This window comes from Alteromonas sp. ABH2_165, from assembly GCF_056159945.1.
Map to the genome: position 1 here is coordinate 174,257 of NZ_JBSWWF010000003.1, position 23,830 is coordinate 198,086.

A 23,830-nucleotide genomic window follows, 5' to 3' on the forward strand; every position below is an offset into this window, starting at 1 on the left:
CTGTTTGCTCAAAAAGTTTACGATAGGTAAAAGACCGGCATTTTGCCGGTCTGAGTTTTGATTTACTGTGGCGTTGTTACCACAAATAAGCAGGGAGCACGGCTACCGATTCTGGTGCGGTAAAAGTTACGCTGTAATCGGGCGTTACATCGCCACTGGCGGCATTCATGATGTCGTCAAAGCGCAAGATCATGCCATTCGATTTTTCGGCCACATACACGTTACCGTTGCTTACCATGATGTCTACCGGGTTACCCAGCATACTCATTGGGCCTGCAATGTTCACCGTCATGTTGGTGATTCCCTCTGCCATACCCGCATCAGGCAAGACATACAATTTACCGTCAGTTGCACTGTCGGCACTGCCCACATCGGAAAGTACCAGCGCATCACTTTCGGCATCGTAGTCAATACCGTGTATGTTAGTGGGTGCCGCGATGGCAGTGTCATTCATTGCTGGTACGATTAAGCGGTCTTCGCCAACAATTTCGCTGGTGCCGCTCATTAGCTTGCGTGTCACTTCGTCAAATACCGCCACGGTTCCGTTGGTTAAGGCTAAGAAGGCGCGGTCCGTTTCTGCGTCATAGTCTACGTCCCATGGGCGGGCGCCGTCAGAGGCGGTAAGGGTCATAAGTGGCATTACGTTACCTGCAGCACACCCTGAGAACACGCGAACGGCTGGCGTTGTCTCATTAAAGTCGGCGACAAACACTAAATTGTGCTCACTGTTTACGTCCAACCCTTTAGGCGCAATCAGGCCGGTCATATCGCCCATGATTTCACGGTCTTGCGACACACTGAACATGCCGTCATCGCGCATAGAAGCTAAACGGTTCACAACCAATAATCCGCCCATCGCCGTGTCGGTATCGTCATAAGTAACAAAACCATCACCATTTACTGAATAAGCTACGCTTTCAATGCTCATGCTGGCATCAAACATGGCTGTTTGATTGCCCAGCGGGGCATCGAACTGTGCAATCATACCGGTACTGTCGCCTTCGGTAGCTGGGTTGCTGCTTACACTAATGCCGCCAATGGTGCTTTCTGCCAGTGCCATGTCAGAGAAGTCCATCAGGTCAGGCATCGCTTTCATCTCTACCAGGGATTCTGGTTTTACTGATGCAGTTGAAAGTGTGGGCGCGATGTCGCCACTCTCGCCGCTAAATATTTCGGTATAAACTAAAATCGCATCGTTAGACTTTTCTGCCACTCGAAGGGTAGTGCCAGAAAGGATAATATCAACCGGGTTACCCAGCATGGTAGAAGGGCCTGCAATGGTGCGTGCAGGCTCTACCGCGCCATCTGCCGTTGAGGCATCGTTAATAACAAAAATCTGTCCATCATCAGCAACGCTCGCATCACCCACATCGGAGACTACCAAACGGTCAGAATCGGCGTCGTACACAATGCCGTGGCTGTTTATTGAGATTTGGTCGCCATTAGCATCTGAAGGTACAATAATGCGCATGACTGATGGCGCAAAATCAGAACCCATCACATTGTCATACACTGCGATAGTACCGTCGGTCAGAGCAACATACATGCGGTCAGCATCCTCATCGACGGCTACGTCCCACGGTTGAGCTGGCAGCATAACTTCTGCCACGGGCATTACGTCGCCTGCGGCTGCGCTACCAAAAACGGCGATACGCATAGCATTAAAGTCGGCCACATAAATCATGCCGCTGTCATCAGCCAGGGCAATCCCTTTTGGATTTGTCAGACCAGTGTTCGCGCCCATAATTTGAGAATCAATAGACGACATCATCATACCGTCTTCACGACCTGCGATACGGCAAAACGCGCCGAGCATGGGTTCGCCGCTGTCTCCAGCCTGATAAAGCGTGCCTGAACTCGACAGCACGACACCCTCGTTTGCGCCGGTTTCAAAACTGCTCAGCGTTTCACCATCCTGATTGATCCAATCAACAGTGCCGCGATTGTCATCGCCGTTATTTGCGCGGATAAAAGTGCCTGTGGTAAGTGCTGGCGTACCGTCCTGACCGTCAGAGCCATCCATGCCGTCAACGCCGTCCATGCCATCATCGCCATCGCTGCCGCTGCAGCCCGCAAGTGAAACGGCGAGTAAACTGGCTAAAAGAGAATATTTAAATGGTGCGTTTTTCGTCTGTGTATTCAGCATTGTTGTCTCCATTTGTGACATGCATATTCAAAGACGCGCCTACTTTTCTGCGTCCGTACATGAAGCCAAACGACTGACAGATCTATCTGGATGCAAAAAATATAAATATTTTTAAATTTTTAATATTTAGAGATTTAACAGTGTAAATGATGGGGCGTGAGAAAACCCGCGCAAAGCCTGATTAACAGGCGTTACGCGGGTGGCTAACTAGCGTAAATGCTACACAGAGAAAATATTGGTGTGATACAGCACATCGGTTGGTGAACCATTGGGCGAACCACCTAGAGGTTCCAAACTCACTGCTAGTACGGTGACGTTTTTGTCTAACAACATCTCGGGAGGAATGCGGGTAATATCCCCGTTTTTAGGCAACAGACCTAGTGATATGGGGGCGCCGCCGTCGGCTGGGGCCATCCATAATTGATAGTCTTTGTCTGATACCGCCGCAAGGGCGTCGGTTACTCTCACGTTTAAGGAATCCCCGGAGATCTCAATAATCCACAAGGGTTTGTTTTCTGTATCGCTAAAAATAGCGACCCGTTCGATGGGGGCGACAACAGGTTCACTTAGCGTAACCAGCAACACGGCCATCATGAGTGCGGCAGCTGCGGCTACACCAGAGAACAGTCGCCATTGTTTTCTTCGCTTACGTTCAAAGGTAACAACATTGTCGTCAGAGGTGCCGTCTGATGAAGAGGGCAAAGCGGTGCTTTCAGTTACCGATGCAGGATCGATTTGCGCACAAATTGCTTCCCACACGCGGGGAGGGGGCTTCACTGGCGGAACACGTTGATTCAGCCCGCCCAGGTATTGCTCCCAAAGTGCGGTGGTTTCAGCAATCAGTTGATACTGCATCATCAATTTTTGATAGCGAACTCTGGCCTTACCGCGCAGTGTGCCAAGCACATACTCCGCGGCCAGCGCGTTTCTTCGTTGTTCATTTAGATAGTTCATAATGACAGACACCTCTGCAAACTTTGTAATCCGCGGCGGATCCAACTTTTGATAGTGCCGAGAGGTGAGGCCATATGCGCCTCTACTTCTTGATGAGATAAACCGTTAACATAAGCCAAATGAATCGCCTGTCGCTGTGAAGGCTCAAGCTCTCCCATACAGGCTTCGAGCTTTTGCAGTTCCGCATCGGATAAGGCGGATTCATCTGTAGAAACGGGGGAATGGGTGTCTTCCGACAAGTCCACTTCATTGCGCACTTTGTGGTAGCGCATCAAGTCTAGTGCACGGTAGCGAGCAATGCTAAGCATCCAGGTAAACACCGTGCCCTTGCCACGCTGATATTGCCCGGCGTTGTGCCATATTTTTATATATGCATCCTGAATGGCTTCATCAGCCAATTCCGGTCGCTTCAGCATTTTTAACGCCACTGCGTACATTTGCGCACTGGTTAGGTTATAAAGTTCCGCAAATGCTGTTTTATTCCCGTTCGCCGTTTCACACAAAAGTGGAAACAATGTTTCGTGCTCCATGAAATCCCAGTTCCCGCTTCGGTCGATTATTTACACAGTATTAACGTTTTATCTCTTCACTATCAAGTTAAACATTCAATAACCAAACGATTCATCGGCGACTTTGGATGCACTTTTTTGACAAACGAATTGAGACGGCACTACTCACAAAACGTTTCGATATACAACGCCTCGACTTTCGCTCTTGCCCATGGCGTACGTCGCAAAAATTTAAGCGAGGATTTCACTGACGGATCGTTATAGAAGCAGTTTACTTGAATGCGGTCATGCAGCCCGTCCCAGCCGTAATGTTCCTGAAGACTTGTCACGATTTTCTCAAGGGTAAGGCCGTGAAGAGGGTTATTGGGTTGCTGCTGGCTCATAAAAGCGTGGTCCGATAATAGCTGAAAGGGGCTATTGTAGCAGAACTGCAAGGCTGTGCCTTAAGTGGCTGACGGCCCAAACATAAAGGGCTTATCCTTTACAGATAAGCCTTTAGAAAATGACGTTCGCCAAAGTGGGCTAGGGCAACTTAACAACACGCACAATTGCGTTTTGTTTTTTCCATTTTGCCCACACCGGGGTTAAAGGTATTGGTGGGGTCGAGACTACGATAAAAATCTTGCAGACCGTCTTCAGCTTTATACAGGTGGCCCACGTTGTGTTCTGCCGGGTATTTAGCGCCGCGGGTATCGAGCAGTTCAAGCATGTCCGCTTTTACTTTTTTGGCGTCGGCGCCTTTTTTCAAAATGTAATCCTGATGGAAGACATAGCAGAAAAAATGTCCGTAGTAGAGCGACATTTCAATATTATCGGCAATGTGCGGTGGCAGCTTTTCCACCCAATCGACGTCGTTTCGGCGCAGTGCAATGTCTAACGCGAGAATGTCACCCACGTCTTTTTGATGCAGTAATTCATAACGAATCGCGGCCCCGGCGGCTGCAAAGCGGTGCAGAAAAGCGGCACTGGATTCATCGCCATCACAGGTAAAGTAATCACCGGCCTCCGAGTTCCCGCCAAAATACTGTTTGAGGTACTGCTCGGCTTCGGCAATGCCTTCATCACTCATTTTAAGCAGTAAGTGATGTTCGTATTGGTTACGAAAAGCCATCATTCGGTCGGGTAAATGCTGCGGAAACAGTTTCGCTATGCCTTGCATTACCCGATCGGTAAGAAATTTAGGTAACCAAGACTGCTTATTGAGCACTGCATCAATTCGGCCTTTTAATGTGAACATTTTTGGAAGCTTGTCGGTACCCAAGTGTTTTACTGCCAAAAAGGTGTCTTTTCCGTACTCGCGGGCAATATCGAAAATGTCCCGGTGAAGATATTCGCCTACCTCTGGCAAGTTTTGAAAATTACTTAAGATGTCACGCCGAATGGTGGTTAAGGTGTCTGGATTATTTGTACCGATGTAAAAGGTTTTTTCTTTACCCGATACCGGATACGTATCTAAACGTACTGCAAACACCGCGAGTTTGCCGGCGCAGCCGCTGGCCTCATAAAGGCGCGATGTATCAGCATTGAAGCGGCTCGGTGTGTCGGCATTAATATCGCGAACACGCTGCTGATAGTCGGTGGCACTGGCTTTCTCGGTGTGTTCGAGAGTAACTAGCTGAAACTTTTCGTTTTCCAGGTTTGTCAGCATTTCCTCTGGTGAATCGCCAAGTTCTACGCCCAGGTGATTCACGATTTCGAGTTTGCCGTGCTCGTTCACCCGGGCAAATATCGAAAGCTCGGTATATGCCGGCCCTCGCTTAATAAGTGCACCACCCGAGTTATTGGCGACACCACCCACAATAGATGCGCCTAAACAGGACGAGCCGATGACAGAGTGAGGCGCGCGATTAAGGGGCTTTAATGTCGTTTCAAGTTTATACAAAGTAGCGCCTGGAAACGATATGACTTGCTCGCCGTTGCCCAATACCAACAACTTGTCCATGGCGAGAGTATTGATCACAACCACGTCGCGGTCGTAATCGTTGCCGCTCGGCGTTGAGCCTTCTGTTAAGCCTGTTTTAGCCGCCTGCATAATGATAATACAATTATGGTCGACGCAGATCTCCAGTACCTTCCACAACGCAACCAGCGATTGAGGAAATACCACTGCCAATGCCGTTCCCTGACCAGATCGCCAGCCTGAACGATAGTGTTCTGTGCGGCGATCGCCGGTAGCCACATGCTCTTCAGTTAACAGGTGAGTCAGTTTGTCGACAACGGGATGAGACATAAATGTTTCTCCTTGTGCTCCGGCCGTCTGCCGGGGCTATGGTTGAATCTTATTGAAAAACGCGTGAGTTCGCCAATGTGGTTACAAATCAGATCATTGTGCCAGCGGACCGGTTAAGTTCATCACGTAAAGGGCAAACAGTGCTAATACACCTGATACCAGTACATAGTAAAACGTTGGCAATAGGGTTTTGCGAAGTGTGGCGCCTTCTTGTCCCAGTAATCCAACGGTGGCACTCGCGGCAACCACGTTATGAATGGCAATCATGTTGCCGGCAGCGGCACCAACGGCCTGGCACGCAATAATAATGGAGGGAGACAATTTTAAGCTCATGGCCACTTCATATTGGAATTGGCTGAACATCATGTTTGAGACGGTATTGGAGCCCGCGATAAATGCACCGAGTGCGCCAATGGTCGGGCTAACTAATGGAAATGCATTACCCAATAAGTCGGCAAATAATTGTGCGCTGGCCATCGGCATACTGGGTAAATCCGACAGGTTTACGCCGGAATTGATGAATAGGCGTACCATAGGAATGGTGAACATCAATACAAAACCAGCCCCAACCAACGTTTTTGTCGACTCTTTTAATGCGCTGGTAAGGGCAAGGCCACGTTGTCCACTTTTGCCTTGTAACGCGACTGCAACCAGCGCGGCGATCAATAATAAACCACCTGGTAAATAAAGCGGGCTGAAATCCGCGTTTACGCCAGCTTCGCCGAGAATGTTTTTTGCACCAATGCTGATGCTAACGAAGGCCGATTTCACCTCTGGAAATACCCGAGACACCACAAGCAGGGCGGCCACAACGAGGTAAGGCACCCAAGCGACAAACTGCGACATGGGTTTGTCTCGTGCAACATCGTCGGCGCTGATTTCTACTTTGCCAGACCAATCGGCTGGCCAGGTGGATGTATCGTCAAAATCCCAATGCGTTTTAGGTAAAAGAAAACCGGCTTTTGCGGCTTGAACCACAATGGCGAGGCTTACTAAACCACCAATTAACGAGGGGAATTCAGGGCCTAAATAAATTCCAGTAAGCGCATAGGGTAGGGTAAACGCCAGGCCCGCGAAAATAGCGAAGGGGGCTGCGGCGAAACCTTCTTTCCAACTGCGGTTTTTGCCAAAAAATCGGGTCATCATAATAATCATGAACAGTGGCATAAAGGTGCCAACAATACCGTGGATAACTGCGACGTTGGTGGTGATTAATTGCAGGAATTGTTCCCACGTCCAGCCTTCTTGTACTAGTTGTTGTGTGATGCTGGTGCTGTCTAAACCATTGTTCACGCCAATAATGATTGGCGTACCCACGGCCCCGAAAGACACCGGCGTACTTTGGATCATCATGCCAATCATTACGGCTGCGAGAGCGGGAAAACCCAGGGCAACCATCAGCGGGGCGGCAATTGCTGCCGGCGTGCCGAATCCGGAAGCACCTTCCAAAAAGGTGCCAAAACACCAAGCAATGATGATGGCCTGAATACGTCGGTCTGGCGAGACATAGGCAAAACCCTGACGAATGGTTTGAATGGCGCCGGTAAATTTCAGCGTATTGAGTAGGAATATGGCACCGAAAACGATCCACAGTACCGATACGGTCACAATTAAGCCTTGTAGCACCGATGCCACAACCCGGTTAACAGACATATCCCAACAGGCTAAAGCCAAAACGGCGGTAACCGCCAAAACAACGGGCATTGCTTTTCGCGCAGACCATTGCAGGCCGAGTAATAGCAACGCTGAAAGGCCAATTGGCGCCAGCGCCAGTAAGCCAAGAGCAGTAGGGCTCATACTTTATCTCCTTCGTTCTTATACTTTCGCTGCTCCGGTAAATCTTTAAGGTTTATTGTTAAGTACCGGTTAACAGCAGGTAAGTGACTCTACATTCACTCTCGACAGAGATATATATTCAGACGTATTATGATTATTTCCTTTTTTGCATAAATAGAGACTGCTATGCCCCAGGCCAAAGCCGACGATATGCTGTTGTTCGTTTACGTCGTTGAAGAAGGCTCATTTTCCCGGGTTTCAGTAAAGCATGAAATTACCATGTCGGTAGTGAGCAAGCGGATAGCGCGGCTGGAAAAGGCGTTAAACGTGCAGCTACTATACCGTACAACCCGTAAATTGAGTTTGACCGACGCAGGCCAGGCGTTGTACAAGAAAGCCAAAGTGGCCCAGGAAGCGTTGCAAGATGCTCAGGATGTGATTGCCGGTTATGGCAGTGATGTGCGTGGCAGAATTCGAATCACCATGCCCGTTGTAAGCGCTAATTTGGTGTTGAATCACGCGTTAACAGAATTTTGCGAACAATATCCGAATGTACGGGTAGAACTTAAAATCACCAACCGCTTTGTCGATATTATCGATGAAGGCTTTGATTTGGCAATTCGTACGGCACAACTTGAAGATTCTTCTTTGGTTGCCCGCAGGTTAATCGACTCCGACTGGGTTGTGTGTGCAAGTCCCGGTTATCTGCAAACGTACGGCCGCCCGCAACATCCTGACGATCTCGCATCGCACCACTGTTTGATTTACAAATACGAAGGCTCGGGCCCAGATAACTGGTCATTTGTTTTAGACGGTAACGAACTCCAGGTGCAGGTTCAGGGGCGATTTCAGACGAATACGTTAGATTCCATAAAACAGGGGGCGCTTGCAGGATTTGGCATTGGCTATTTGCCCCGAGCGCTCATTCATGAAGAACTGCTTTCTGGCCAGCTTGAAAGTGTGCTGCATGAATATATTGGTAAAAAGTTGGGCATTTACGCGGTGTATCCGAAAAGTCGGCAACCAGATAAAAAACTGAATTTGCTAGTGGAGCACTTTCGCAACGCATTGCTGCGAAAGCGCGAGTATTTCAGTTAATGAAACTCATTTAGAAAGTGAACTTAGCAGACAGCTGCAAGTAGTTTGAATCGATGTCTTCAATGGCGGCATCTTTGATGGCGTAGTTACCAATTTCAACGCCAACATCCAGATGCTTAGTTACCGAGTCAATCAGGTTAACGCCCCAATGCGCGCGCTTTAGTTCAGTCACATCGGTTTCTGCGGTGCCGTAAAAAGCGGTAGAACGCATGCTCTCATTCCAGAAATGGCGGTAAGCAACGGTAAACGCCGTGGTTTCTTCCACCACGATCTCGTCGGTACGCGGGTCGCGAACGATATCATTCACCATAGCTGCAGCAGCATAACGACCTAAATCACCTGTGGATACCTGGAACCGCAGATCATCTTTACCGAATGTGGGAATGGCGCCCGACAGCATAAATGCGGTACCGGTTTCGTCGATGCCACCCTGATCGATAATACGAACCAGCGCGCCAAATGACAGGCTTCCCCAATCGTTATTTAAGTTGTAACGAGCTACAAAATCCGGGGTATCTTCATCGGGATCGGCTTGATCTCCGGTTAAGCCCAACGCGCTTGACGGTGCGCCAATATCACCGTCGCCCCAGGTTTCAGGGTTTTCAATAGCAAACTGCCAGTTGCCCGTGGTATAGCGAACCTGAACCGCACGAGAGAATACTTCGCCTACGTGTGGTCCGCCAAAGTCTAGCGCTTCGGGCAGCGCTTTTAATGGCATGAAGGTTGACCAATTCTGACCAGCCATCCAATTTTTATATTTGATGTAAAAATGGCGCAGTCGAACGTTAGATGAGTTACTAACAATCTCATTGCCGCCACCGCCATAGAAATCTATTTCCATATAACCGGTCACTTCACCGTGTTGCACCGTCATGCTCAATCGCGATTCTTTTACGTTAAAGCCAGTAGTTGACGTATCGGTGGGTTCGCCGCCGGGGAAATTACCAACCCAATAATCCTGATAGGCGATATCACCGTTTACATGACGAACATCTACCTTGGCATAGCCGCCGATAGATACTTTGGTGATGTCGTCGCCAGAACCGGATGAATACAGTTCTATTGCTTGTAAATTTGAACTTGTAAAGAGACCGCAAAGGGTGATTGATAAGAGCGTTGGCTTGATGAGATTTTTCATTTTTATACCAAGTTTCGTTAATGGAAAGTTGGCGATGTAATTTACGGGTGAACAAGGATGATAAATAGTCCAGTAATCGATAAAGATTGTTTCTAAAAATGACCTAATAAAGTTTACTATTTGAACGTGATCGACCAGTTGTACAGGATTGCGGACGATAACGGAGCTACTATTCACGTCGATTTACATGAATCTAAATGCAATTTGCTTTAAAGTGTCGTGGCTCAAGCGACAGATATGGAATCATGCAGCAATCACACTTCAGTCCGGCGTTACCCTTCACACTCCCATGTGGGCAGACTGTTAAAAACCGAATCGTTAAAGCGGCCATGGAAGAAAACATGGCTGGGCGGGATCTCCAGCCGGATTCTGCTTTATATTCTCTTTATCGATATTGGGCGCACGGCGGTCCAGGAATGATAATCACCGGCAATGTGATGATAGACAGGACTGCGATGACAGGCCCTGGCGGTGTGGTAATGGAGCCGGATACGTCGCTTACCGCTTTCGAAAAATGGGCAAAGGTGATGAAGTCAGGCGGCGCAAAGGCGCTCATGCAACTTAATCATCCCGGACGCCAAATGCCTTCCCAATTTGGACGCACTGCCTTAGCCCCGTCTGCTATAGCCTTAAAACTTGGCCGCTACAGCAAAAAATTTGCCCGGCCTGTTGCCATGTCTTGTGAACAAATCCACCGGGTAACCCATCAGTTTGCCATGGCCGCCAAGCGTGCAAAAGACGCCGGCTTTGATGGCGTACAAATTCATGCCGCTCACGGGTATTTGCTCAGTCAGTTCCTTTCGCCGTTATCCAATCAGCGTGAAGACGAGTGGGGAGGATCGCTGCAAAATCGTGCCCGTTTCCTCATTAATGTCGTGTGTCAGGTGAGGGCATTGTGCGGTAACGACTTTATAGTATCGGTGAAACTCAACAGCGCAGACTTTCAGCGTGGCGGGTTTTCCGATGATGACGCGGTGGAAGTGGTTAGCAAATTGAGTAAGTTAAATGTTGATTTCATTGAGTTGTCTGGCGGTAACTATGAGTCGCCTGCAATGCAGGGAACGGGAGATATGTCATCGGCCTTGAAGCCAGAGGCGTACTTTATGGCATTTGCCGCCCGCATTGCGCAGCAGTCTGAAGTGCCAGTGATGACAACCGGTGGTATTACGCAGCTTAAAACCGCAGAACAAGTGCTTGAAGCCGGATACGATTTTGTTGGTATTGCCAGTGCATTGGCATTTACACCCGATTTAGTAAAAAAATGGCAACAAAAACCGGATTACGCAGGCGTTAAACCGCATTGCGATTGGCAGGATAAAACCCTGGCGTCATTGGTGAAAATGGCAAAGGTAAGACGTCAACTTCGCCGCCTGGGGAATGACTTTACTACCATGCACAATCCCACGGCATTGTGGAGCTTGTTTTTAGACGTTATCCATAAACGAAAAATGATGAAGTTGTACCGGGCTCATTGTGCTGAACAAACCAGTACAGAAAAGCAAAAAACGCACAGCGAGCAGCCCGAAAAGGCTACACGCTATGTTTCATCACACGTTGTTTCTGGCGTTCCCAGTCACGATCTTTGATTGAATCACGCTTATCGTGATCTTGTTTACCTTTGGCGAGGTAAATTTCCAGTTTTACCCAACATTTTTTCCAGTACATGGCAGTAGCCACAATGGAATAGCCCTGTCTTTCACGGCCACCAATTAAACGATCGAGTTCTCGTTTGTTCAGCAGGAGTTTTCTGGCCCGCTCGGGCTCGCAAATAACGTGGGTGGAGGCTTGGTTAAGGGGGGTAATCCTGCAACCTACCAGCCAGGCTTCACCGTTCTGCATAATGATGTACGCGTCGGTAATGTTCACTTTACCTTCACGAATGCTCTTTAGTTCCCATCCCTGTAACGATACACCTGCTTCGAATTTGTCCTGTAGGTGGTAGTCGTGACGTGCTTTTTTATTCAGCGCGATGGTGCCAGTGGAGTTCTGATTTGATTTATTCTTTTTCATGCCCGCTATTATACCGATTGCAACTTAAATGTCTTTTCTTTCCGGTTCGGACAGCGTTGCCCGTTTAACCTTAACTACAGTGAGTTACTCTGAACCTGCAGAGGCAGATCAATATGGGGGCAGTAACAAAAGCTTAAAGGGTAGGTGAGCATAAACAGTCGTGATAAACTTCTCCGTTCATGAGAAAAAGTGAAGAGTTTTTATGCCAAGTATTCAACGCAGCGCGTTAGTGGCACATAGTGCCCAGGCCATGTTTGATTTGGTCAATGACGTTGCCTCTTATCCTGAATTTTTACCCGGTTGCGCAGACAGTAAAATCTTGCAGAGTGACGAGTCGCAAATGAAAGCCTCGTTACTGGTTTCTAAAGCCGGTGTTAAGCAGTGGTTTACCACAATGAATGCCTTAGAACCTGCGCGTAGAATTGATATGCAGCTGGTGGACGGCCCCTTTAAAAAGCTGTCCGGCGGTTGGACGTTTTCTCCGTTGTCAGAAGAGGCGTGTAAAATAGAGTTAAGTTTGGATTTCGAATTCAGTAACAGGCTCACCGAAATGGCTTTTGGAAAAATTTTCAGCGGATTGGCAACCAGTATGGTCAATGCCTTTACTGAACGGGCTCGGAGTGTGTATTCATGACCGAGTCAATTAGAGTGGAGGTGGCTTACGCCTTACCGCACAAACAGTCGTTAGTAGAGGTGTCGGTGCCGGTGGGCAGTGATATTGAAGCGGCTATAAATGCCTCTGGTCTGTGCGCCTTGCACCCCGAGCTCGACCTAAAAACCACGAAAGTTGGGATTTGGAGTCGGGTAGCAAAATTAAAAGATAGCTTACGGGATGGCGACAGGATTGAAATTTATCGACCGTTAATTGCCGATCCGAAAGAAATTCGCAAACGCCGGGCTGAGAAGGCGGTAGAAGAAGGGCGGGCCGATAAAGTTACCGGTGGCCGCCCGAATCCGTTGAAATCGAAAAAAGAAGATTAGCGGTCTCGCAACGAGCCCACTTCAAGAAAGGGCGATGCATCGATATTTTCAGCGTCCATCATTGACGCAATACGCTGCATAGTGGCAACCATCTGGCTTTGTTCCCAGTCTTTCATATTGTTGAATCGCTCGACGAAGTGTTCCTGCAGCGGACGTGGCGCGTTCTCCAGGGATGCTTCCCCTTTCTCGGTAAGATACACACCGACTTTTCGTTTATCGGTGGTACTGCGAATGCGCGTTACCAACTCTCTGGCTTCAATACGATCCAGAATGTTGGTAATGGTCGCCGGGCTGAGGTTAATGCTTTCAGCGATTTCACGCACCATCACACCCGGATGCTCCTGGATGTTTTGCATCACCAGTAACTGCGGACCCGTCAGGCCTACATCCTTGCTAAGCTGTTTACTGCGTAAATCAACGGCACGGATAACTTTACGCAGTGCCACCAACAGTTCTTCTTCTTTTCTCATTTCTTTCCTAACAGATATCTAAAATATCAGACCAGACGATGTAAAAAATGCTGGTGCTTCTGATACTGATCAATTACGTCATTGATTACTGCAGTTGTAGACCAACCCATGATGTCGTAATCCTGACCACCTTCCGACAGGTGAACTTCGGCGCGATAATACGTGTCGTCACTATCTGTGTCCAGTTTGCCGTTCAGGTCGGGTTGCACCGTTGGCGTAGAATGTACGGAATAAACGAAATCCGGTTGTTCATTCAGTTTCAACGTCAACATTAGCGATTTATCTTCCTGAGCGATTTCGACTTCAAAATTCAGCTTTTCAAATTCAATTTTTACATCATTAAAGGCCGACATAACCGTTTTGTCCATAAAGCGCTTAACCGCTTTACGATTAGGAAACGACACAATGTTTTCCAGCCGCGAACGCCAGTTTTTGTCGTTATCACCAGACAAGTTACTTACGCCAGTCGCGGCTAAACTTTCCCGCTTATACGATTCCACTCGTAATGCTTTCATCAGCCCAAACAAGGCCACCAGTAAAATAATCGAAAACGGCAATGCAGCAACAATGGTCATTGTTTGCAGCGCACTGAGACCACCGGCATAAAGTAAGATGGCGGCGACCACACCTACCGTCACTGCCCAGTAAATTCGCTGCCACAGTGGGGTGTCGTTTCTGCCGTTAGAACATAGCATGTCGACTACCATGGCGCCGGAGTCACAGGAAGTAACAAAGAAAATTACCACCATCAAAACCGCAAGCAGGGTGAGTACAGATTGGAAAGGGAAGTTTTCAAGGAACACAAACAAGGCCACGGCCGTGTCTTCATCAACCATGTTCGCCAGTGCTTCATTACCTTGCGTTAGCACCATATCGATTGCAGTATTGCCGAAAACGGTCATCCACAACAAGGTGAACGCGGTGGGGATGAGCAGTACGCCGGTTACGAATTCCCGAATGGTTCGGCCGTAAGAAATACGGGCGATGAACAAACCTACAAACGGTGCCCAGGCCAACCACCAACCCCAGTAGAAGATAGTCCAACCACCAATCCAGTCTGTTTTGGCATAAGCAAACAGATTCAGTGTATTGCGCACAATGTCCGACGTGTAGGCACCCACATTCTGAATGTAAGCTTGCAGCAGAAATACAGTAGGCCCCAACACCAACACGAATAACAACAATGCCACAGCCAACAACATGTTGGCTTCTGATAAACGACGAATGCCTTTATCCAGCCCCGTGGTTACCGACACAATGGCGATGGCAACCACACCGGCCATGAGCGCGATTTGCACATTGGTGGAAGTGGGAATGCCAAACACATAAGAAAGACCAGCATTGATCTGTGCTGCACCAAAACCCAGTGAAGTCGATACACCAAAAATGGTGGACGTTACCGCAAAAATGTCCACCAGATGACCGGGCCAGCCATAAATTCGATCGCCAATAAGCGGGTAAAGTGCAGAGCGCAACGTCAGTGGCAATTGATGACGGTAGGCAAAATAACCTAAAACCAGTGCCACGGCCGCGTAAATTGCCCAGGGATGAATACCCCAGTGGAAGAAGGTCGTTTTCATTGCCTCTTTAACTGCCTCAACGCTGCCGGGATCGGCGGTCGGCGGAGCAAGGAAGTGCATGATGGGTTCGGCAACACCAAAGAACATCAGGCCGATGCCCATTCCAGCAGCAAACAACATGGACAACCAGGTGAATTTGCTGAATTGCGGGGTGGCATGATCAGGACCCAGGCGGATATCTCCGTATCGGGAAAAACCTAAGATCACCACCGTTAATAAGATGATGGCGACGGTAAGAATGTAAAACCAGCCACCATTTTGCGACACCGTGGTTTGTAATGATTGGAAGAAGGTATTGGCTTGCTCTGGGTTAGATGCCGCATAAATCAGCAGCAACAAAATGACCGCTGAAGAGGGAACAAATACTTTCTTATTAAGCATGCCAGACGATGCTGTGTTTTCTGTCACTACGTTTCCTTTAATTTTCTACTACCTTTGTAATGTCGTTGGTTACGTCTCTTTTTGCGGAACCGATTAGTCATAATAATATTTGAGTATAGTTGTAATAATTAGTGCTCAACTTGATTTTGTGCACGAACAAAGCAATCATATAAAGGTAATTACTGAAAATAGCCAATATATACCAAAAAAACTCATGCCTTTTAGTGAGCTAAATAATTAGTAATGAAGTATAACGGTTCGCCGAACGTAAATAAATGGTCGGTAGAGTAGGTAAATTATAAATATAATCACTCCGAGAAAAGTTGAGGAACACATGCAGAAAACCAGATTAAGCTATGCCGTATTGGCAGCTCTGGCAACAACCCCCACACTCGCGCAGGAAGCCAACACAGGTGCCAAGCTGGAAACGATAGAAGTTACAGCGACGAAGCGCACCGAATCAATACAGGACGTACCCGTTGCCGTTAGTGCTCTGAATGGTGAAACACTTGAGAACCTGGGAATAGACAGTTTCCAGGATTACGTTGAATTCTTACCCAACGTGGTTTTCCAGGGAACCGGCCCTGGAATGAATGAGATTTACATTCGTGGTGCTGCCACCACACAGTCGAACATCATGTTATCTTCGGTACAGGCTTTACAGCCTTCCGTGGCGTTTTATTTAGATGAACAACCGGTTTCCATGGCCGGTCGTAACCTTGATATTTACGCAACCGATATTCAGCGCGTAGAGGTGCTGCCTGGTCCTCAAGGTACGCTGTTTGGTGCCAGCTCACAGGCCGGTACGGTACGAATGATCACTGCGAAGCCCGATCACTCAGGTTTTGCTGTTGGTTTCGACAGCAACATTGGTTTCACCAAAGGCGGTGAAATGAGTAATGCGGTTGAAGCTTACTTCAACATGCCGCTTACCGACGACCTTGCTGTTCGTGTTGCAGCATACAACGACCGTCAGGGTGGTTGGATTGATAATATTCTAAACGATCCAGGCAACGGTGGTTATATTGGTAGTGCTCAGGTAATCAGCCGTATTTCCGGTGGTGTGCTTACTAATCCAGCGGAAATGGATGCAAACCGCATCACTAACCCGGCAATCTCGTCACCTGAAGATGCTGACGTGGTTTCACCGCGCAACGACTCTCTGGTAGAAGACGATTTTAATGATGCCGTTTACGCAGGTGCCCGTTTCGGTTTGTCTTATCACATCAACGAAGACTGGGATCTGCTGGTTCAACATACCCAGCAAACGCTGGAAACTGAAGGGGTATTTGCCTACGACCCTAACCTGGAAGGCGAAAGCTCAACCAACCGTTTCCAACCAGAAGAGAATAACGACGAATTCGGTTTAACAACCTGGACGTTGGAAGGCCGAATGGAAAAGCTGGATATGGTTTACACCGGTGGTTATTTAGATCGTGAGATCGATACCCTGGCGGACTATACCGGTTACACCAATGGTGGTCTTTTCTCGGCGTATTACGTGTGTAGTTATAATGCATCGGATGATACCAGCGAAGATCGCTGTCTTGACCCAACTAAATTCTTCCGCGAAGACACAACTTCAACCCGTTCTACTCACGAGTTACGTTTCAATACCACCATGGATACACCATGGCGCGTAACTGCGGGTCTGTTCTACGATAACCAGGAAGTGGCCACGGTTGGTCAGTTCAACATTGCAAGTACCGAACTGTTCCCTGATATGGCGCGAACTCTGGTTGGCAATGAAGGCATTAACAGTGACGGCGGACCATTCCCGGCGGACATCAGTTTCATCAACGACATTACCCATACTATCGAGCAGGTAGCGGTATTTGGTCAGTTTGAGTACGACATCACTGATTCACTCACAGCGAGTGTTGGTGCCCGTTGGTATCAAATTGACGATGAATACAAAGGCTCTACCAGTACGGTAGACGTATCACGTCGAATCCGTGCTTTCGGTACCATGGATGAGTCTGAACTGGCTGCGGTAGGTCTTAACCCGACTCTGGTTAATGAAGCGGTTCAAAGTGGTCAGCTGCAAGTAGACTTGTTGGATTCTGACGGCGTACTTACCGTAGACGACACTATCTGGAAATTCTCATTAGACTGGAAGGTAAACCGCGACATACTGTTGTTTGCCAACTATTCTGAAGGTTTCCGCCCGCCGGTGACTAACCGTGTTGGTGGTGGTTTGGCAACCAATCAGTCTGGCAAGTTTGAAAACTTCCGCATTCCGGTTTATTCCACAACCGATACCCTGGATAACTATGAAATTGGTATGAAGGGTGATTTTTTTGATGGTCAGGTGCGGGTAAATGCCACAGCGTATTACTCTGAAATTTCTGATCTGCAAACGTCACGTTTTGACCCAACCAATATCTCGTTCCTGGTATTCACCGACAACGTGGGTGACGCTGAGATCCGTGGTCTTGATGCCGACATTACTTGGCTTGCCGCCGACGATCTTATCATCAGCAGTGCATTTAGTTTGCTGGATACTGAACTTACCAGTGTGAATTCAGAGCTGGAAGGCATTTCTGCCGGTGTGGGTTCAGAGTTGCCTTACTCCGCGTCGTTCTCGGGTAACATCAATGCGCGCTACTTCTTTGAAATGGAAGGCGACATGCGCGGTTACGTAAATGGTTCTGTGAGCTACACCGGTGATCGCCTGGCAGGCATGGTGATGGATGCCTACGTGATGGAAGATGCCACCCAACTGATTTACGGTACGGGTTCTGGCCTTAAAATTGAAGACGAAGGCGATGTATACGAAGGTGTGACATACAGCGACAGCAACGGTGAAACCTTCCGTGGCGGCCGTTATGTTCAGGAAGCTTACGTACTGGCCAACCTAGCTGTGGGTGTTACTAACGATGAATGGAAAGCAGAGCTGTACATCGACAACGTGTTTGATGAGCATGCTATTTTAAACATCGATACCCAGCAATTCACACCAAAAGTGGTGACCAATCGTCCTCGTACCATTGGTATCCGTCTTTCCTACGATTACTATTAATCGACGGGAAATCACACGGTAAACGTGAATTGAGTTAAGATTAAACGGCAAACTTCGTGTTTGCCGTTTTTTGTTGTTTTTCAAAAGTGCGAGTCACTTTTCTGGATAAGTATGTCAGACCCCAATCAATCTCGCCTTAATGAGGCGAAAAAAGCACTCATGCAGTCACAATTTGAACAGGCGATTTCGATCTGTAATCAAATATTGTCAGACCGTAGCGACAACAATAGTGAAAAGGAAAGTTTGTACCTTATCGCTGTGGCATTGAGAATGACGCAGCAACCTCGCGATGCGCTTCAGACTTTAGATAAGTTACTTCAGCGTTTTCCCGATTACGGGCGCGGGTTCCAGGAGCAGGGCTACTGCTGGAAGGCTTTGGGGGATGAACGAAACATGGCAACGGCGTTTTACCGCGCCACACGCTTTAACCCTGCGTTGTTGCCTGCCTGGCGGGAACTGGTGCAGTTTTACACCAAAACCGGCAACCAGCAGGCGCTTAATGTCGCTTCACAACATATTCAGCACCTTTCTGCGCTTCCCAAACCATTAATTGGCGCTATGGATCTGTTGCACGAAGGTCAGTTACATAAAGCCGAGCAAGTGTGTCGCAGCTATTTACAGGCGAATAAACATCATCCTAATGCCATGATGCTGCTGGCGGAAATTGGGTTGCAGTTGAAGGTTTATCACGATGCCGAGTTTTTGCTGGAAAGCTGTGTCGCGTTGTATCCCAAGAACGAACCTGCATTGGTCGCCTATCAGAGTTTATTGAACAAGCTAGGCAAGTTTCCTATTGCAGCCAAACTGGCAAGAAAGCGTGTTGCTGATAACCCCGATAATGTACAAGCCAAAATCACACTGGCTTTTGCATTAGTGGGCGTAGGGGAACTGGATGAAGCACTGGCGTTGTATCAAGATTTACTTAGTCAGAACGCGCAGCGGCATGGTTTGTGGGTACAATATGGCCATGCTCTTAAGGCTCAGGGGCTAACAGACGATGCGATAAATGCGTATGAAAAAGCGGTATACATTGCGGCTGACTATGGTGACGCTTATTGGAGTCTCGCGAATACAAAAACCTATCGCTTTACTGAAAGCATGGTGTCGCAGATGCAGGCTTTGGTGAGTGACGATTCAACCAGCCTTGACGATAAAATTCATATTTGTTTTGCATTGGGTAAAGCCTATGAAGATGCAAAGCAGTTTCAGCAGGCATTTCACTTTTATCAGCAAGGCAATAGCCTAAAAAACAAAACGCTGAATTTCGATATTTCCCGGACCGAGCGCGCGCTGGCTGAGCAAGCGCAAGCCTGTACCGCCGAATTGTTTGCTGATAAAGCCGAAAATGCGGGCTGTCAGGCACCCGATCCTATTTTTATTGTTGGTTTGCCACGCGCAGGTTCAACACTGCTGGAACAGATCCTGGCCTCCCATTCTATGGTTGATGGCACGATGGAGCTGCATGATATTCTCGGTGTTGCGTCTGGGCTGAGTCAGCAGCAGAAGGCGTATCCGCATAATCTGACCGATCTCAGCGACGAACAGTGTGCAAAATTGGGTGAACAATATATTCAACAAACCCAGGCGTATCGTCAGGGCGCCCCATTTTTCATTGATAAAATGCCAAATAACTTCGTCCACATCGGACTTATCAAACGCATTTTGCCCAATGCCAAAATTATTGATGCCCGTCGCGATCCCATGGCGTGTTGCTTCAGTGGCTTTAAGCAGTTATTTGCTGATGGACAGGAGTTCAGTTACGCACTTGAGGATATTGGCCGTTATTACCGTGCGTACGAAAAGCTAATGGCCCATTGGCAATCGGTGTTACCAGGGCAAATTCTCACTGTACAGCATGAAAATGTGATTAACGACTTAGAAGGCGAGGTTAAGCGCATTCTGGATTTCTGTGACTTGCCGTTCGAGCAGGCTTGTGTGGATTTTCATCAAACAAAGCGGGTAATTAAAACGCCGAGTTCAGAGCAGGTTCGTCAACCTATCTATCGCAGCGGTATGACTCAGTGGGAAGGGTTCAGTGAATATCTCTTGCCATTGAAACAGGCATTACAGAAAGAGTAAACGGGCGCATTGTGCGCCCGTTTCGTTTTAGTATTTACGACGTTGAAGACCGGTTTCAGCCAGGATCTTCGCCGAAATTTCCTCAATAGAGAAATGGGTAGAGTTCAAAAACGGAATTTTTTCTCTGCGATAGAGGTTTTCAACCTCGCGCAATTCCATTCGACATTGTTTTATCGACGCATAACGACTGTTAGCCCGGCGCTCAGAGCGTATTTGGCTTAATCGTTCAGGTTGAATAGTCAGGCCGAACAATTTGTTTTTGAAGCCTCTTAGCGCTGTGGGCATCTTCAGCATGTCGCCCATGTCTTCTTCGGTAAAGGGGTAATTGGCCGCTTTAATACCATACTGAAGGGCCAGATACAAACTGGTCGGGGTTTTGCCTGAGCGAGAAACGCCGACTAGAATAATGTCGGCTTCTTCATAGTTTTTGATGTTAGAGCCATCGTCGTTCGCCAGCGCGTAATTAACCGCTTCGATTCGAATGTCGTAAGTTTTTTCGTGAATACTGTGGGTGCGATGTTTTTCTGGTTTTGAGGGAACACCGAGCACTTTTTCCAGTGGGGCGACGAATTGATCGAGAAAATTATAATTAATGCCCACTGATTTGGCGATGATTTTGCGCACATCGACATTCACAATTGTATAAAAAACGAGCGGCCTTTCTCCGGTATCTTGAAAACTTTCAGAAATTTTTTCAAGTACCTTGTATGCCTGTTCCTCGGTTTCAACGAACGGAATTGTGGTGTGATTGAATTGTATAGGGAACAGAGACAGTAAGGCGTGGCCGAAGACTTCTGCAGTGATGGCTGTACCATCAGAAATGTAGTATGCAGTGCGCAAAACAATTCCTTAACATTGTTGTAATTTTATTACGAAATACAGAAAGATTTTACTTTCAATTTTTCACCATTCTATGATTAATCTGTCGAAAAGCTAGTCTGCATTGTTCAGGGTGGCAGTATCCTCGGCGTTTATCGAGATGATTCGTGGTAGAGCGAATCACACAAATTTTATAAAGCTGGAGGCTTTGGCCGTGCAAGAATACGTACTTTGGTACCAAGAGTTGGGGATGCATGATGTAGGTCGCGTTGGCGGCAAGAATGCGTCGTTAGGTGAAATGATTTCTAATTTGGCAAATGCCGGTGTTCAGGTACCTGGTGGTTTTGCCACGACGTCTGATGCATTTAACGAGTTCCTTGAACAAAGTGGTCTGGAAGCACGGATCCACGAAGTTCTGGACACCCTTGACGTCGATAACGTAACCGCACTGGCAGAAGCCGGTAAGAACATTCGTCAGTGGATCATCGACACGCCATTCCAGCCAGCGTTGGAAAATGCGATGCGCGACGCGTTTGAAACCCTGCAGGGCGATGCGGGCGACGCGGCTTCTTTTGCTGTTCGTTCGTCTGCCACTGCAGAGGATATGCCTGACGCTTCATTTGCGGGTCAGCAGGAAACATTCCTGAATGTGAAAGGCTATGATGCGGTAATGGTTGCGATTAAGCACGTATACGCCTCTCTATTTAACGATCGCGCTATTTCTTACCGTGTACACCAAGGTTACGACCATAAAGGCGTAGCGTTGTCTGCGGGCGTTCAGCGCATGGTACGCAGTGATATCGCTTCTTCAGGTGTTATGTTCACCATCGATACTGAATCTGGTTTCGACGACGTGGTATTTGTGACCAGTTCATTCGGTCTGGGTGAAATGGTGGTACAGGGCGCGGTAAACCCTGACGAATTCTACGTACACAAGCCAACCCTGGCGAATGGCAAGCCGGCCATTCTGCGTCGTAACCTGGGTAGCAAGCTGACCAAGATGATTTACTCAGAAGATTTGTCTCATGGTAAGCAGGTTTCTATTGTTGATATTGAACAGCAAGATTCACTGACCTTCTCACTGACCGACGACGAAGTGCAAGAACTGGCAAAACAAGCGGTTATCATCGAGAAGCATTATCAACGTCCAATGGACATCGAATGGGCGAAAGATGGTGTTGACGGTAAGCTGTACATCGTACAGGCCCGTCCCGAAACCGTGCGTAGCCGTGAAGATAGCCAAACCATCGAGCGATTCCAGCTTAAAGACAAGAGCAGCATCGTTTGTGAAGGTCGTGCAATCGGTCACAAAATCGGTGCCGGTGAAGCTAAGGTACTCGCATCCATTGAAGAAATGGACAAAATTATGCCCGGCGACGTGCTCGTTACCGATATGACTGACCCAGATTGGGAACCTATTATGAAGAAGGCGTCTGCGATTGTAACCAATCGTGGTGGCCGAACTTGTCACGCAGCTATTATCGCTCGTGAATTGGGTATTCCTGCTGTTGTTGGTTGTGGTAACGCTACCGATTCCATCGCGACAGGCGATAAAGTTACTGTATCCTGCGCAGAAGGTGACACGGGCTACATTTACAGCTCTGAGCTGGAGTTTGACGTAGTTACATCGCGCATTGATTCAATGCCTGATCTGCCACTGAAAGTGATGATGAACGTGGGTAACCCAGATCGCGCCTTCGATTTCGCTCGTCTGCCAAGCGCAGGTGTGGGTCTGGCCCGTCTGGAATTCATTATTAACCGCATGATTGGTGTGCATCCAAAAGCACTGCTGAATTTCGACGACCAGCCTGAAGAGCTGAAAGAAGAAATCAGCGAAATGATTGCGGGTTATGCGTCGCCTCGCGAATTCTACATTCAGAAACTGGTTGAAGGTATCGCCAGTATCGGTGCGGCATTCTCGCCGAAGAAAGTCATTGTTCGTATGTCAGACTTTAAGTCTAACGAATACTTCAACCTGGTCGGCGGTTATCAGTACGAGCCGGACGAAGAAAACCCAATGCTGGGCTTCCGTGGTGCAAGCCGTTATGTGTCAGAAGACTTCCGCGACTGCTTTGCGCTGGAATGTGAAGCTATTAAGCGTGTACGTAATGTGATGGGGCTGACGAACGTAGAAATCATGATCCCATTTGTACGTACCTTAGAAGAAGGTCGTCAGGTTATTGATATTCTGGCTGAGAATGGCCTTAAGCAGGGCGACAATGGCCTGCGCGTTATTATGATGTGTGAACTGCCATCTAATGCGCTGCTGGCCGATCAGTTCCTCGATATATTTGACGGTTTCTCTATCGGTTCAAACGACATGACCCAATTAGCGTTAGGTCTTGACCGTGACTCTGGCCTGATTGCGCATCTGTTCGACGAGCGTGACCCTGCCGTTAAAGCCTTGCTTTCTATGGCAATCCGCGCAGCGAAAGCACGTGGCAAATACGTAGGCATTTGTGGTCAAGGTCCGTCTGACCATGAAGATTTTGCTGCGTGGTTGGTAGACGAAGGTATCGATTCTGTGTCTTTGAACCCAGATACTGTGGTTGAAACCTGGTTATACCTGGCAGAAAAACACGGATAAGCTATAGTTACAATGTAGTTTAAGGAATCGGCGGGTTCATCCCAACCAAC

General features: G+C 48.1%; 18 protein-coding genes. 7 read left to right on the forward strand and 11 right to left on the reverse strand.

Going from position 1 to position 23,830, the window contains the following annotated elements; genetic code table 11:
- Positions 1-76: 76 nt before the first annotated feature.
- From ACXAFQ_RS08080 to ACXAFQ_RS08105, 6 genes are all read right to left on the reverse strand, one after another.
- Positions 77-2,146, reverse strand: a complete 2,070-nt coding sequence (locus ACXAFQ_RS08080) for a hypothetical protein (RefSeq protein ID WP_474819728.1) — start codon at positions 2,144-2,146, stop codon at positions 77-79.
- Positions 2,147-2,365: 219 nt separating this feature from the next.
- Positions 2,366-3,100: an anti-sigma factor gene (locus tag ACXAFQ_RS08085; RefSeq protein WP_474819732.1), complete on the reverse strand. Its 735-nt coding sequence runs from the start codon at positions 3,098-3,100 to the stop codon at positions 2,366-2,368.
- Positions 3,097-3,630 (reverse strand): RNA polymerase sigma factor, encoded by a 534-nt coding sequence (locus ACXAFQ_RS08090; RefSeq protein ID WP_070126176.1) that lies wholly within the window; start codon positions 3,628-3,630, stop codon positions 3,097-3,099. The genes ACXAFQ_RS08085 and ACXAFQ_RS08090 overlap by 4 nt, the downstream gene beginning before the upstream one ends.
- Before the next feature lie 140 nt (positions 3,631-3,770).
- Complete coding sequence (locus ACXAFQ_RS08095; RefSeq protein WP_070126175.1) at positions 3,771-3,992, reverse strand: VF530 family protein; 222 nt, start codon at positions 3,990-3,992, stop codon at positions 3,771-3,773.
- Positions 3,993-4,141: 149 nt separating this feature from the next.
- On the reverse strand, positions 4,142-5,839 hold the full coding sequence (gene dld / locus ACXAFQ_RS08100; protein ID WP_474819740.1) for a D-lactate dehydrogenase: 1,698 nt from the start codon (positions 5,837-5,839) through the stop codon (positions 4,142-4,144).
- Positions 5,840-5,932: 93 nt separating this feature from the next.
- Complete coding sequence (locus tag ACXAFQ_RS08105; protein WP_474819742.1) at positions 5,933-7,636, reverse strand: L-lactate permease; 1,704 nt, start codon at positions 7,634-7,636, stop codon at positions 5,933-5,935.
- 165 nt (positions 7,637-7,801) lie between these two features.
- Here ACXAFQ_RS08105 and ACXAFQ_RS08110 point away from each other — a divergent pair, with 165 nt between their 5' ends.
- Complete coding sequence (locus ACXAFQ_RS08110) at positions 7,802-8,713, forward strand: LysR family transcriptional regulator (RefSeq protein ID WP_474819745.1); 912 nt, start codon at positions 7,802-7,804, stop codon at positions 8,711-8,713.
- A gap of 10 nt (positions 8,714-8,723) precedes the next feature.
- Here ACXAFQ_RS08110 and ACXAFQ_RS08115 read toward each other — a convergent pair whose 3' ends face one another.
- Positions 8,724-9,851 carry a DcaP family trimeric outer membrane transporter gene (locus ACXAFQ_RS08115; RefSeq protein ID WP_474819749.1) on the reverse strand — a complete coding sequence of 376 codons (1,128 nt, stop codon included), beginning with the start codon at positions 9,849-9,851 and terminating at the stop codon, positions 8,724-8,726.
- 245 nt (positions 9,852-10,096) lie between these two features.
- Between ACXAFQ_RS08115 and ACXAFQ_RS08120 the strand changes: the two genes are divergently transcribed.
- The gene (locus ACXAFQ_RS08120) at positions 10,097-11,437 is read left to right on the forward strand and encodes an NADH:flavin oxidoreductase/NADH oxidase family protein (protein WP_474819753.1); all 1,341 of its coding nucleotides are present in this window, start codon (positions 10,097-10,099) and stop codon (positions 11,435-11,437) included.
- On the opposite strand, the gene smpB is transcribed toward ACXAFQ_RS08120, so the two are convergent.
- Positions 11,382-11,861 (reverse strand): SsrA-binding protein SmpB, encoded by a 480-nt coding sequence (smpB, locus tag ACXAFQ_RS08125; RefSeq protein WP_070126187.1) that lies wholly within the window; start codon positions 11,859-11,861, stop codon positions 11,382-11,384. The two genes, ACXAFQ_RS08120 and smpB, sit on opposite strands and share 56 nt — an antisense overlap.
- A 202-nt stretch (positions 11,862-12,063) precedes the next feature.
- Here smpB and ACXAFQ_RS08130 point away from each other — a divergent pair, with 202 nt between their 5' ends.
- Together ACXAFQ_RS08130 and ACXAFQ_RS08135 are read left to right on the forward strand one after the other, a co-directional pair.
- Positions 12,064-12,495, forward strand: coding sequence for a type II toxin-antitoxin system RatA family toxin (locus tag ACXAFQ_RS08130; protein ID WP_474819759.1), 432 nt, complete (start codon positions 12,064-12,066; stop codon positions 12,493-12,495).
- Positions 12,492-12,842 (forward strand): RnfH family protein, encoded by a 351-nt coding sequence (locus ACXAFQ_RS08135; protein WP_474819763.1) that lies wholly within the window; start codon positions 12,492-12,494, stop codon positions 12,840-12,842. Before ACXAFQ_RS08130 ends, ACXAFQ_RS08135 begins: the two co-directional genes overlap by 4 nt.
- Here the strand turns inward: ACXAFQ_RS08135 and ACXAFQ_RS08140 are convergent.
- Together ACXAFQ_RS08140 and ACXAFQ_RS08145 are read right to left on the reverse strand one after the other, a co-directional pair.
- Entirely contained in the window at positions 12,839-13,312 is a 474-nt protein-coding gene (locus ACXAFQ_RS08140) for a MarR family winged helix-turn-helix transcriptional regulator (protein WP_474819765.1), read from the reverse strand. The two genes, ACXAFQ_RS08135 and ACXAFQ_RS08140, sit on opposite strands and share 4 nt — an antisense overlap.
- 26 nt (positions 13,313-13,338) lie before the next feature.
- Positions 13,339-15,300: a BCCT family transporter gene (locus ACXAFQ_RS08145; protein ID WP_474819769.1), complete on the reverse strand. Its 1,962-nt coding sequence runs from the start codon at positions 15,298-15,300 to the stop codon at positions 13,339-13,341.
- Positions 15,301-15,607: 307 nt separating this feature from the next.
- Here ACXAFQ_RS08145 and ACXAFQ_RS08150 point away from each other — a divergent pair, with 307 nt between their 5' ends.
- Together ACXAFQ_RS08150 and ACXAFQ_RS08155 are read left to right on the forward strand one after the other, a co-directional pair.
- Positions 15,608-18,295, forward strand: coding sequence for a TonB-dependent receptor (locus tag ACXAFQ_RS08150; protein ID WP_474819772.1), 2,688 nt, complete (start codon positions 15,608-15,610; stop codon positions 18,293-18,295).
- 111 nt (positions 18,296-18,406) lie between these two features.
- A complete protein-coding gene (locus ACXAFQ_RS08155) occupies positions 18,407-20,374 on the forward strand; it encodes a tetratricopeptide repeat-containing sulfotransferase family protein (RefSeq protein ID WP_474819777.1) in 1,968 nt (655 codons plus the stop codon).
- 27 nt (positions 20,375-20,401) lie between these two features.
- Here ACXAFQ_RS08155 and ppsR read toward each other — a convergent pair whose 3' ends face one another.
- Positions 20,402-21,214, reverse strand: coding sequence for a posphoenolpyruvate synthetase regulatory kinase/phosphorylase PpsR (ppsR, locus tag ACXAFQ_RS08160; RefSeq protein ID WP_474819779.1), 813 nt, complete (start codon positions 21,212-21,214; stop codon positions 20,402-20,404).
- A gap of 193 nt (positions 21,215-21,407) precedes the next feature.
- Here ppsR and ppsA point away from each other — a divergent pair, with 193 nt between their 5' ends.
- Positions 21,408-23,780, forward strand: a complete 2,373-nt coding sequence (gene ppsA, locus ACXAFQ_RS08165) for a phosphoenolpyruvate synthase (protein WP_474819783.1) — start codon at positions 21,408-21,410, stop codon at positions 23,778-23,780.
- Positions 23,781-23,830 lie beyond the last annotated feature (50 nt).